Source organism: Streptomyces sp. NPDC101194 (genome assembly GCF_044767885.1).
In the GTDB taxonomy this organism is placed as follows: Bacteria; Actinomycetota; Actinomycetes; order Streptomycetales; family Streptomycetaceae; genus Streptomyces.
On record NZ_JBIWOS010000004.1, the window covers coordinates 76,759 to 89,448 of the forward strand.

General features: G+C 72.5%; 9 protein-coding genes. All 9 read left to right on the top strand.

The features are described from left to right. The first annotated feature begins 186 nt into the window (after positions 1 to 186). The 9 genes from ACIRP2_RS16980 to ACIRP2_RS17020 all read left to right on the top strand — a co-directional run bounded on the left by ACIRP2_RS16980 (position 187) and on the right by ACIRP2_RS17020 (position 12,634). Positions 187 to 1,203, top strand: a complete 1,017-nt coding sequence (locus tag ACIRP2_RS16980) for a D-alanyl-D-alanine carboxypeptidase family protein (RefSeq protein WP_404250965.1) — start codon at positions 187 to 189, stop codon at positions 1,201 to 1,203. After that, positions 1,200 to 2,186: an endonuclease/exonuclease/phosphatase family protein gene (locus ACIRP2_RS16985; RefSeq protein WP_404250967.1), complete on the top strand. Its 987-nt coding sequence runs from the start codon at positions 1,200 to 1,202 to the stop codon at positions 2,184 to 2,186. Before ACIRP2_RS16980 ends, ACIRP2_RS16985 begins: the two co-directional genes overlap by 4 nt. An 80-nt stretch (positions 2,187 to 2,266) precedes the next feature. Beyond that, positions 2,267 to 3,055 (top strand): two-component system response regulator CseB, encoded by a 789-nt coding sequence (gene cseB, locus ACIRP2_RS16990; protein ID WP_404250969.1) that lies wholly within the window; start codon positions 2,267 to 2,269, stop codon positions 3,053 to 3,055. Between the two features lie 11 nt (positions 3,056 to 3,066). After that, on the top strand, positions 3,067 to 4,413 hold the full coding sequence (locus ACIRP2_RS16995; RefSeq protein WP_404250971.1) for a sensor histidine kinase: 1,347 nt from the start codon (positions 3,067 to 3,069) through the stop codon (positions 4,411 to 4,413). Between the two features lie 167 nt (positions 4,414 to 4,580). Further along, a complete protein-coding gene (locus tag ACIRP2_RS17000; protein WP_404250973.1) occupies positions 4,581 to 5,720 on the top strand; it encodes a hypothetical protein in 1,140 nt (379 codons plus the stop codon). Positions 5,721 to 5,895: 175 nt separating this feature from the next. Next, positions 5,896 to 7,833, top strand: coding sequence for an Ig-like domain repeat protein (locus ACIRP2_RS17005; protein ID WP_404250975.1), 1,938 nt, complete (start codon positions 5,896 to 5,898; stop codon positions 7,831 to 7,833). Between the two features lie 528 nt (positions 7,834 to 8,361). Then, complete coding sequence (locus ACIRP2_RS17010; RefSeq protein ID WP_404250977.1) at positions 8,362 to 9,318, top strand: type II CAAX prenyl endopeptidase Rce1 family protein; 957 nt, start codon at positions 8,362 to 8,364, stop codon at positions 9,316 to 9,318. A gap of 44 nt (positions 9,319 to 9,362) precedes the next feature. After that, positions 9,363 to 11,066, top strand: coding sequence for a PucR family transcriptional regulator (locus tag ACIRP2_RS17015; protein WP_404250979.1), 1,704 nt, complete (start codon positions 9,363 to 9,365; stop codon positions 11,064 to 11,066). Positions 11,067 to 11,287: 221 nt separating this feature from the next. Further along, positions 11,288 to 12,634 carry a diaminopimelate decarboxylase gene (locus ACIRP2_RS17020; RefSeq protein ID WP_404250981.1) on the top strand — a complete coding sequence of 449 codons (1,347 nt, stop codon included), beginning with the start codon at positions 11,288 to 11,290 and terminating at the stop codon, positions 12,632 to 12,634. The last annotated feature ends 56 nt before the right edge of the window (positions 12,635 to 12,690 follow it).

Consider the following 12,690-nt stretch of genomic DNA (forward strand, 5'->3'; position numbering starts at 1 on the left):
GGCCCGAGCAGCCGACCGGCGGGACGGCCCCGGCTCCGGCCGCCTCGGCTCGGGGCCCGATACCCGGCCGACACAATTCCGCGCGGTGCCGGATGCACGGCCCTGATCGGCCGGATGCGGTCCTCTCCCAGGCTGGGCCAGGTACACGGTTCCTCGTGTGTGCCGGGTTGTGAGAGGTGGTCGTCGGTGAAGGCTCGTTGGACACGTGCTGCTGCGCCGGTCGGGGAGGAGCGCGCCGGTCGGGGCCGCCGGGGCGCGGTGTGGGCCTCGGCCGCGGTGCTCGGGGTGGTCGGTGCCGGCGGCTGGCTGGGGTTCACCGGCGGTGACCGAGGCAGCGGCTCCGCTCCGGCCCCGCAGGCCGCGGCCGTGGCGGAGCGGATGGATCTGCCGTGGCCGCGGGAGGGCCAGACGAGCATCGAGGTGGAGGGCGTCGGCAGCCTGGGCAGCAGGGGCGGGCGGGAACCGGTGCCGATCGCGAGCGTCACCAAGGTGATGACCGCGTACGTGATCCTCAAGGAGCATCCGCTCCGGGGCGGGGCGAAGGGGCCGGGGATCACGGTGGACGCGGCCGCCGCGCAGGAGGCCCACTCGCTCAGCGAGTCCAGCGCCCCGGTCCGCGAGGGGCAGCGGCTCACCCAGCGCGAGCTCCTGGAGCTTCTGCTGCTTCCGTCCGGCAACAACGTGGCCCGGCTGCTGGCCCGTTGGGACGCGGGAAGCCAGGACGCCTTCGTCGTGAAGATGAACCGCGCCGCCGCCGGACTGGGGATGACCCGGACCACCTACACCGGGGCCAGCGGTCTTGAGACCACCACCAGGAGCACCGCCGACGACCAGCTCAAGCTCGCCCGCCGGGCCATGGCGGAACCGGTGCTGCGCGCGATCGTCGCGATGCGCGACACGACCGTTCCCGGGGTGCCCGGCACGATCACGAACTCCAACCGACTGCTGGACAAACCCGGAGTGATCGGACTCAAGACCGGGTCGGGCACCGCCGCGGGCGGCAATCTCATGTGGGCCGCCGAGGTGCGGTCCGGCACGACACGGCGTCTCGTGCTCGGTGTCGTGCTGGGGCAGCGCGCCGGTACCACGCCCGCCGAGGGCCTCCGGGCCGCGCTCGAGAACAGCGGCCGGCTGATCGACGTCCTGCAGAAGGACCTCCCGGCCGCCCTCGCCGGTCGCGACGGCAAGCCGGTGCAGGCATGACCGCGCTGGTCGAGCGCACGGCTCGCGAGACCGGCACCGGACCGGGAACCGCTCCGGGCGGCGAAGGCCCCTGGCGGCGCGGGCGGCTGATCGCCGCAGCCGCCGTACCGCCCACGCTGGTCATGGCCGGGCACACCTGGTTGCCGAACGGGTTCGGCAACCTCGGCAGCCTCCTCGAGACGTTCCTGCCCTGGCTCGGGGTGAGCGTGCCCGTGCTGCTGGCGTCGGCGGCGGTGCGGCGGTCGGCGACCGCCGGTGTCGCGGCGCTGCTGCCGGCCGTCGTCTGGTGCTTCCTGTTCGGCGGCCTGCTCATCGACAAGCGGTCCGCCGACCAGGATCTGACCGTGGTCAGCCACAACGTCAACGACGAGAACCCCGACCCGGTCCGAACCGCGCGCGCACTGGCCGCCTCCGGTGCCGAGTTGCTCGCCCTGGAGGAGCTGAGCTCGCGCACGGCACCCGTGTACGAGCGCGCCCTGGCCGACGCGTACCCGTACCACTCGGTGCAGGGCACGGTCGGGCTGTGGAGCACCTATCCGCTGCGGGATGTGCGACCGGTCGCGATCATGCCGTGGACCCGTGCCCTGCGGGCGACGGCCGAGACCCCCGAAGGGCCCGTCGCCGTCTACGCCGCCCACCTCGCGTCGGTACGGGTGCTCCCGGGCGCGGGCTTCACCACGGCGCGACGCAACGAGGCGGCCGTGCAGCTCGCCGACGCCCTACGTGCCGAACGGCTGCCCCGGGTGGTGGTCGTGGGCGACTTCAACGGCACGACCGACGACCGCGCGCTGCGGCCGGTGGCCTCTCGGCTACGGTCGGCCCAGGAGGAGGCCGGCGACGGCTTCGGCTTCAGCTGGCCCGCTTCGTTCCCGGTGGCCCGGATCGACCAGATACTGGTGAGGGGTGTCACCCCGGTCTCGTCCGGGACGCTGCCGGCCACCGGGAGCGACCATCTGCCGGTCACGGCCGGTCTGCGCCTGTGAGACGCGCGAGCGACAGCCGCCTCCTTGCCCGGCGGGACACTCCCCGGCAGTCCGGTACCGATCGACCTTCAGGTGACGTGATGCAACAGCACGACCGTGACGCGGCAGGACAGTACGACGGCGGGCCCACCGGTCCCGCCCCGGCCTCCGTGCCCGACCCCGTCCCTGCCTCCGCCCCGGCCCCCGTCCACGTACTGCTGGTCGAGGACGACGAAGCGATCCGCAGGTCCGTCGGGATGGTGCTGGAACGCTACGGCTATCGGGTCTCGGTGGCGTCCGACGGCCTGACGGGCCTCGAGATGTTCCGGGAGGGACAGCAGGACCTGCTGCTCCTCGACATCATGCTGCCGCACCTCGACGGCATCGGACTGTGCCGCCGGATCCGTGAGACGAGTCAGGCACCGATCCTGATGATGTCCGCCCGCGGCGCCTCGCTCGACGTGGTGGCGGGTCTGGAGGCGGGCGCCGACGACTACATCGTCAAACCGGTCGACACCACCGTCCTGCTGGCGCGGATCCGCACCCTGCTGCGCCGGGCCACCTTCACCCGGCCCCCCACGGAGGGCAGCCGCCCTGCCGACGACGGCCTGCTCACCTTCCGCGACCTCAGCGTCGACACCCGTGGCCTGGAGGTGCGCGTCGACGGCCGTCCGCTCGCGCTCACCCCGACCGAACTGCGACTCCTCCTGGAGTTCGTGGCCGCGCCGGGCATCGCCCTGCAACGGCAGACGTTGCTGCGCAAGGTGTGGGACTACGGCTGGGACGGTGACAGCCGGGTGGTGGACCTGGCCGTGCAGCGGCTGCGCAAGAAGATCGGCGCCGGTCACATCGAGACCGTCCGCGGTTTCGGCTACCGGTTCCGGCGCTGAGAGGCGCTGGGATGCGACAGACGACCGGCCCCGCCCTCGCCCCCGGCGCCCGGACCGACCGCACCGCGTCCGAGGACGGTCCCGGCCACGTGCTGAGGCGCCTGGTCGACCCGCGGTCCCTGCGCTGGAAGATCGCTGCCGGGGTCGCGGCGGTGGCCTGCGCGACGGCACTGGGCATCGGGATTCTCGTTCACCGGACCACCGAAGCCCGCGACATGAACGTCGGCCGGGGCGAGGCGATGCGCGCGCTGGCGTCGGCCGAGGCCGAGTTCCGGGGCGCGCAGCCCGCACAGCCGTCCCCGTCGGGGGTTCCCGGCTATCTGCTCGGCGACGACGTACCGGATGAATTGCTGCACCGGCTCGGCTCCGAGCCCGCGCCCGTGACCTGGTACGACGAGCGGAGGCCGGCTCAGGGGCCGCGGATGTGGGCGGCGGACCGCGTCGACGGCACCGTGCTGGCCGTCTGGGTCGACATGGGCGCCGAGCTGCGCAGTCTCCAGGCCCTGGACCGACACATGAGGTATGCGGCCCTCGCCACGCTCGCCGTCGTCGTCCCGCTCACCCTCCTCGCCGTCGAACTGGTGCTCCGCCGCCTGCGCCGCGTCGTCGGGACCGCCCGCCGCATCAAACGCGGTGATCTGGACGCCAGGACCCGCAGCCGCGGCCATGACGAGATCAGCGAGATCTCCGCCGCCGTCGACCTCATGGCGGACGCCCTGCAGGACCGGCTGCGCGACGAACAGCGCTTCACCGCGGATGTCGCCCACGAACTGCGCACCCCGCTGGCCGGCCTGGTCACCTCCGCCTCCCTCCTCCCGGAGAGCGAGGCCACCGGCCTGGTCCGCGACCGCGTCCAGGTGCTGCGCGCCCTCGTGGACGACCTCCTGGAGATCTCCCGCCTGGACGCGGGGGCGGAAGAGGCCGATGCCCAACCGGTGCCGCTCGGTGAGCTGGTGGCGGAATCCGTACGACGCACAGGGCTGGAGACCCGGGTCACGGTGAGCGGCAGCCCGGTCGCCGAGACCGATCCGCGCCGCCTCGACCGCATCGTCACCAACCTCGTCCTCAACGCCCACCGTCACGGCGCGGCGCCGGTCGAGGTGACCGTCGGCGAAAGGACCGTCGTCGTACGCGACCACGGTCCCGGCTTCCCCCCGGAGGTCATCGCCCACGGACCCCAGCGCTTCCGCACCGGAGCCGCCGAGCGGGGCCACGGCCACGGCCTCGGCCTCACCATCGCCCTCGGCCAGGCCCACGTCATCGGCGCCCGCCTCACTCTGGCCAACACCGCGGCCGGCGGGGCCGTGGCCACGCTGGAACTGCCCGGCCGCGGCCCGCGTTCCGGCGCTCGCGCCTGATCGCGGGGCAACGGCGGGGGACCGGGGCCCTCCCCACTCCCCGCTACAACCTTCCGATGCCGTCAGGAGTCTGTCCGGTCATCCGGTTCAGCCCTCTGGCCTGCACGAACGACCTGCCCGAACGTCGACCGGGCAGAACTCCCCCGACTGCAAAGGAACGCTCACCCATGCATGCACGGCACCTCCTGCGCACCGCGGCCGTCTCACTGACTCTCACAGCCACCATGCTCACCGCCGCCGGCGCCGAAGCGATCGGCGCGGACGGCACCCCGTCCGGCTGGGAGGTCTCCCTCTCCGGGGACAGCCCCGCCGGGTCGCTGATGTCGGTCTCCTCCGTCGACGACGATCTGGCCTGGGCCGTCGGCAGGAAGGAACAGCACGGAGTCATCATGCGCTGGGACGGGCAGAAGTGGAGCGAGGACACCGCCCCGGGGCTTCCCGACGTCTGGCAGTGGTCGTCGGTCAGCGCCGTGTCCGCCGACGACGTCTGGGCCTACGGCACGATCAACAGGGATCAGGCACTGGTGCACTACGACGGCGAACGCTGGACCAGCGTTCCCACCGCCGGTCCCGCCGACGACTCCTGGCCCGAGGTCCCGATCGATGCCGTCCCCGGACGGCTCTTCAAGGGCGGCAACGCCCTGTACACGTACGCCGACGGCGCATGGCAGACCTTCACGCTGCCGAGCCTCGTCGACATCCGGGACATCGACGCCCTGTCGGCGGACGACGCCTACGCGACCGGAATGCGATACCCGGTCGACGGCGGCCACCCGGTGACCTACCACTGGGACGGGACGACCTGGACCCTGATGGACGAGCCTCCCGTGCCTACCGGTACGGACACCGCCAAGATCACCGCCGACGCCCCGGACAGCGTCTACGTGGCCGGCTGGGCCGACGGCATCGACGCCGGCCCGCCCGTCCCGAGCGTCACGCACTGGGACGGCACGACCTGGAAGGACGTCACCGGATCGCTCGCCGACCTCTACGTCCACGCGATCGCCTCCGACGGCCGCGGCGGTCTGTGGGTCACCGGCAACGACCAGACCGAACCGGCCTCCGCCGAGCCGGTCTTCTGGCACTACGACGGCACCACCTGGACCAAGGAATCCGGAGCCGACGCGCCCGACGGCGACACCCGGTGGCCGTCCTACTCCTTCTACGACCTGGCACCGGTCGGCAGCTCCGGCGCCTTCTGGGCCGTCGGCGACTACTCCACGCCCATGGACAAGAACGGCGACCAGACGGTCAACGGACTGATCGAGAGGTCCAGGACGCTCCCGCTGCCGACGGCCCGGGGCTGAAGCGCCGCCGGAGGGTCCGAGAATCACACTCCTCGTATGTCACTGCCATGCCATACGCTGCCCGACAGCAGCCGCGCCCCGCACGTCACCGCACATCCGCGGTCACGCCCGGACGCTGCGCGGCGCTCTCAACTCCCGGTCTTCCACCGGGTTTCCTCGTGGGGGTAAGAACACTGTGCGCACGCGCAGCATTTCGACCGCGACAGCGCTCGCGGTCCTCTTCAGCTCGGCGGTACTGAGCGTCACCGCCGCCGGATCCGCCTCGGCCGCCTCCGCCGCCGTCGCCTCGCCCGGCGGCATCGTCGTGGACGGAGCCCTCAAGCGGGTCTTCGTCGGCGACCAGTCGGCCGGAAAGATCCTGGCCGCCGACTACAGCGGCGCTCTCGTCGGCTCGGTGAGCGGCGTCGGCGCGGTCTCCGACCTGGCGGTGTCCGAGGACGGCGCCACCCTGTACGCGGCCGTGGGGAACACCCACGAGATCGTGGCGCTCGACGCGGCCACCCTCGGCGTCAAGACCCGCTACGCCGTCGCCACCGACACGGGACCGCGTCACATCGCCTTCGCGGGCGGCAAGGTCTGGTTCACGTACGGCGACCAGTGGGACGGCGACCTGGGTTCGGTCGACCCCTCGGTCGATCCGGCGAGCGGAGCCGACGCGGTGACGCTCGGTCGGTTCTCGTCCAAGGTCTGGGGGCCGGCGCTCCTGGACACCGACCCGTCCTCGCCCGGTCTGCTGGCCGTCGGCGAGACCGGCCTGTCCACGGACTCGATGGCCGTCCTCGACGTCTCCGGTGACACACCGCAGCAACTCGCCTGGCACCACGGCGACTACACGCTGAACAGCGGCATCGGGGACATCGACCTCGTGCCCGGCACCTCGCGGGTGCTGGTCGACGGCGCTCAGCGGAACGCCTACGCGGACGGGAAGTTCACCGCCGCCGGCGCCTACCCCTCCGGTCAGCGCGCCGACATCGCGCCGAACGGGCTGGTCGCCCAGATCGACGGCACCAAGGTGGCCGTCTACCGGCCCGACGCCACCAAGCCGCTCCGTACGTACACCATCGGCACGTCCGGAACCGCCGACCTGGCCTGGGCCCCGGACTCCTCGCGGGTCTTCGCACTCGTGGGAACGAGCGGCGGCTACACCCTCAAGGCGCTCACCGACCCGACGCTGAACGTCCCGAGCCTGACGGTGAACGCCCCGTCGACCGCCACCCGCGGCAAGCAGCTCACCGTGACGGGGAAGCTGTCGGCGACGGTGCCCCTGCCGAGCGGCGTCTCGCTCCAGGTCACCCGTACCGACGTGGAGAGCCCCAACGGCAAGGCGCTGCCCTCCGTCAAGGCGAAGGCGGACGGCTCGTACTCCTTCACCGACACCCCGCCGGCCGGCGGCACGGTCACGTACAAGGTCGCCTACGCGGGCGACGCCCAGCACACGGCGGTCAGCGCGTCCGACAAGGTGTCGGTCCCCCGGACGAAGCCGACGCTGACCCTGAACAAGAACGGCAACGTCTACAACTACGGCGCCGGCGTCTCCTTCACCGCGCACCTCGGCTCGACCTACAAGAACCGCACGGTCGAGATATGGGCGAACCCCTTCGGCAGCGACAAGCCCAACAAGCTGCTGAAGACCGGGAAGGTCAACTCCAGCGGCAACATCTCCGCGACCGTGAACATGACGCGGGACACGGACGTCACCGCGGTCTTCAAGGGGGATGCCCGCACCGCTCCGAGGACGGTGAAGTCCACGGCGTACGCCAGGGTCAAGATCTCCACCGCCGTCTCCAAGCACTACAAGACGGGCAAGATCGGCTCGACGTCGTACTACTGGTTCCACAAGAGCACCGACCCGGTCCTCACGACGACCATGACCTACTACAAGGGCCGTAAGCAGCGCTTCGACCTGCAGGTCTACTCGGGCGGAAAGTGGTACTCGGCCGACTCCGAGTACTTCCCGCTGGGCACGGACGGGAAGTGCGCGGTACGCCTGGAGGCGCCGGGACAGTCCGGGATCAAGGCACGCATGCGGTCGACGTACGTGAACGGGTCGTCCGGCGACACCGTCAACTCGACGACGTACGGACCCTGGAAGTACCTGTACTTCTCCAAGTAGGCCGCGAGGTGGTGGCGGTCCGGTCGCAGATGTGACCGGGCCGCGCCGCCGGACGGTTCCGTCGGACGTCAGGCCCGGGAGACGTCAGGGGCCCCCGGGGGGAAGCACCGGGGGCCGCACATGCAGTCCCCGGTAGTCCGTCTCGGTTTCTCGAGTTCCAACCGTCGCTGAACACTCGGAGATCGAGCGGATCCGCCGGGGGCCTGGCCAGAGCCGACGAGTTCGTCACTCTCGTCGGTGAACGTCTTCACCGATGGTGCGGCTCGCTCTGGTTTTCTGGTGTAATAGCGATTTTCCTCCCGATTTGCCCCGAGTCAAGGGGTTTCCGGAGTTCTTCCTGACCAATTCGGCGGTCGAACGCGATACGCGTACGCGTGACCACACAGGGCTTCCGACAACCCCCGTGGTCCGCGCGGGCACGGGGCCGAGGACGCCTGCGGTACCCCTGTGGGGGTACGGACGACTCCACCGCGAAGAGGGGAGCGGGCTTCCTTCTCTCCCTCTCCGGGCGCTTCTAGCGTCGTTGCCATGACGACTGCAGCACTGCGGGCCATACCGCAAGAGGCTCGATTCCGTGGACTGTTCACTTATTTGGCTGTCGCCTGCCTGGGCATGTGGGTGGCGATGTCCCCCTTGCTGCTCAGTGGGTTCCGACGTACCGACGGCAGGGCCGAGCCCGGCATTCAGGAACAGCTGTGCATAGCGGGGGCCATGATGGCTCCGGCCCTCGCCGCGATCGTGGTGGTGCGCTGGGTGGAGCGTCGTGACGGCCGGCTGCGCGACGCGCTCGCCCTGCGCATGCCGAGGCCGTGGTCCCACGCGGTGCGCTGGATGCTGGCGGGCGTGGCGGTCCCTGCGGGCCTCACCGCCGTCGCGCTCGCCATCGGCACGGCAGCGGGTGTCTATCCCTTCGGCCGCGTGGGCTGGGCCGACACGATCGCCTGGGCGGGGACGGCGCTGGTGCAGATGCTGGTGTCCCTCCCGCTGTTCTTCGGCGAGGAACTGGGCTGGCAGGGCTATCTGCTCCCGCGGCTCGCGTACGGAAAGGGCCGCGCGCGTCCGGTGCGGGCCTACCTGGGCACGGGAGCCGCCTTCGCGCTGTGGCACCTGCCGACCCTGCTGATGGGCGGGCAGTATCCGGGGCGGCCCTGGTACGTCTCCGTGCCCGCCATGGTGATCAGCTGCAGCCTCGCCCTGCCGGTCTTCAGCTGGCTGCGGCTGGCCTCGGGATCGGTGATCCCGGCGGTCATCGGCCACGCCTTCGTCAGCACGGCCAGTGTGAGCATGGTCAAGCACTTCGCGGAGCCGGACGCCCCGTTGAACCCGCTGCAGATGAGTCTCGCGGGGTGGCCGGGCTGGATCGCCATGGGCGCCCTGGTGGCCTTCCTCGCCCTTACGGGAAGGCTCGCCCTTCCCGCGCCCCGGCCCGCGGCGGGCGAGAAGGCCGGGACGACGGAGGTCAGGAGTCCGGACCGGACGTCCTGACCCGCCCGTGGCCCTCTGCGGGGGCGGCCGACCATCATGGGCTGATGCCGACGCATGAACCGGACCCGCGCGACACCGGACCCTCGCTGGAGCAGATCCTCGGGCTGACGGCCCCCGGGATGCTCGATGTCGTCGTGGCACCGCTCGGCACCGGCGTTCCGGTGACCGATGTGGTGCTGCACGACCCCGGTGAGGAGCGGGACGACACCTGGTCGGCGTCCGGGCTGATCCTGCTCGCGGTCGGCATGGAGGTCGCCTCGTCCGAGGCGGTCGACGTGCTGCGCGAGGCCGACCGGGCCGGGGCCGCGGCCGTGGTGATGCGGAGCGGCTCCCGCGGCCCGCGAGCGGCGCTGCTGGAGGCGGCCGGCCGGGGGCGGACGGCGCTGCTGACCCGGCGGCCGGGGCAGGGGTGGACCGAGGTGCTCGGCCGGTTGCGGACCGCTCTGGTGCACAGCGCCCCGGCCCGGTACGCCGCCCTGTCGGGCGGCGCCGACGGGGTGGACGGGCTGCGGCTCGGCGATCTGCCGGGGCTCGCCAACACGGTGGCCGACCTGGTCGGCGGTGCCATCACGATCGAGGATCCGCAGTCGCGGGTGCTCGCGTACTCGCGGATGGACCATGAACCCGATCCGATGCGCCGGCTGACGATCCTCGGGCAGGAGGTCCCCCGCTGGCGGGTCGTCGAACTCCGCGAGAGCGGCTTCTTCCAGGCACTGTGGAGCACCGACGACGTGGTGCGCCGGCCCGCCGACGACCGGTTCGCCGAGCGTCTGGCCATCGCGGTGCGCCACGGGTCCGAGGTCCTCGGGTCGATCTGGGCCGCCGCCGACGGCCGGCCGCTCGCGGAAGGCGCGGCGGCGGCGCTGCGCACGGCGGCGCGGGCCGCCGTGCCGCATCTGTCCCACCATCGGACGTGGGGCCGGGCGGCGGCGATGGCTCGGGAGGAGGCGGTCCACGCGCTGCTGGACGGGGCCGCGCATCCGGTGCGGGCCGCGCACGACGCCGGGATCGCGCCGCACCGGCCGTACACGGTGCTGGTCGCGGAGGCGTACGACAGCCGGGCCCTCGGCGCCGCTGCCGGGCCGGGCGCCGGGGGCGACGCCGAGCACCGGGTGCTGGACGTGCTCGCGCTGCAGGCCTCCGCCTACCGGCCCGGGTGCGTGACGGCGCGGTCCGGACGACGGCTGTACGTCCTGGTCCCGGCGCGCGACGGTGAGCCCGATCCGGGCCGCACCCTGCTGGCGACGGCACGCTCGGTGCCGCACACCGCGGTGTTCGCCGGCGTCGGGCCGGTGGCGGCGGACCTGTCGGGGCTACCCGCGTCGCGGGAGGCCGCCGAGCTGGTGGTGCGGGTGCTGCGGGAGCGGGCCGCGGCGCTGCCGCTCGCGGAGGCGGTGTCGGCGGTGGCGGTGTTCGGCGAGGTGGAGACCGACGCGTCGGTGCTCCGGGTGCTCGACCGGGTCGAGCCGATGTGGGGCTCCCTGTCGGGGCCCGTGCACGCGATGGCGGAGCACGACCGCGCCCACGGTTCGACGTACGGCGCGTCGGTCGCCGCGTACCTCGACGCGTTCGGCGACACGGGTACGGCCGCGCGGCACCTGAACGTGCACCCCAACACCCTGCGCTACCGGCTGCGCCGGGCCCGGGAGCTGTTCGGCGTCGATCTGGCCGACCCCTCCGTGCGGCTCCTGGCGGACCTCGGGCTACGGCTCGCGGCGCGCGGCACGGGTGCCCCGAACAGTCCTTGACCGAGCGTCCGTCGGCCGTCGGGTCGGTCACGCGGCCGATCGTCCGGCTGATCGTCCGGCTGTCCGGTGCCACAAGGAATTGGGACGGGCGTCGTCGTGTCGGTCGAAGACGCGCCTCCCCCCGCGCGCCGAAGCTGTCCGTACGGCCGACAGCCGTACACCGCCACGGCCGACGGCCGTCCGGCCGACGTGACAGATGGAGGGTTGTTGTTGTGGTTCCCATGACTTCCGGCTCGGCAGCCCGACGGCGCAGCGCCCGACGGACGGCGGCGCTGGCGCGTGCCGTCGAGGAGGGACTGATCGGTCCGTCCTCGCCCGTGGTCGGGCTCCTCGACGTGGACGGTGTGCTCGCCGCCGTCGACGCGCTCGACGAGGCGTTCCGGGGGCCCGCCCCGGTACGGCACACGTTCGCGGCCAAGGCATGCGGCCTGGTGCCCGTGCTGCGGCTGCTCGCCGAGGCGGGCATGGGCTGCGAGGTGGCCTCGCCCGGTGAACTGGAACAGGCACTGGCGGCCGGGTTCACCTACGACCGGCTGGTCTTCGACAGCCCCGCGAAGACCGTCGGGGAGCTGGAGTTCGCCCTCGCCCATGGCATCGCGTTCAACCTGGACAACTTCCAGGAGATGGCCCGCGTCGACCGCCTGCTGGCCGGGCGGTCCGCCGCCGGGCCGATCGGGCTGCGCGTCAACCCCCAGGTGGGTGCGGGCGCCATCGGCGCGATGAGCACCGCGACCGCGACCTCGAAGTTCGGCGTCGCGCTGCGCGATCCGGGAGCCGTCGACGCGGTGATCGACGCCTTCGCGCGCCGGCCGTGGCTCAACCGGCTGCACGCGCACGTGGGTTCCCAGGGCTGCCCGCTGCCGCTCATCGCCCAGGGCATCCGCGCCGCGTACGAACTGGCCGAGCGCATCAACGAGCGGCTCGGCCACCCCCGGATCACCGGGATCGACATCGGCGGCGGGCTGCCCGTCAACTTCGACGACGAGGACGACCGGCCGACGTACGCCGACCACGTCGCCGAACTCCGTGACGCCGTGCCCGGCCTCTTCGACGGGCGCTACACCCTGATCACGGAGTTCGGCCGCTCCCTGCTGGCCAAGAGCGGAACGATCGCGACGGTCGTCGAGTACACCAAGTCGGCCGGTGGGCGGCGGATCGCGGTCACGCACGCGGGTGCCCAGGTGGCCACCCGTACGGTCTTCATGCCCGACGCCTGGCCGCTGCGCGTCGAGGTGTTCGACGCCTCGGGCCGCCCCAAGGAGGGCCCGACCGAGACCGTCGACATCGCGGGACCGTGCTGTTTCGCCGGGGACCTGACCGCGACCGGGCGCGAGCTCCCGGTCGTCGAACCCGGCGACGTGGTGGCGCTCCACGACACCGGCGCGTACTACTTCTCGTCGCACTTCTCGTACAACTCGCTGCCCCGGCCCGCCGTGTACGGCTACCGGACGGGAGCGGACGGGCGGGTGCGCTTCGCGCTCGTACGCGAGGCGCAGAGCGTGCGCGAGGTCGTCGAGGAGAGCGGCCTCGCGCAGGCGGACGCGCTGGTGGCTCTGCGCGCGAGCTGAAACCGGCTCCCGGGGCGCCCCGCGGATCCGGCTCGGCGGGACGGCTCGGCGGGACG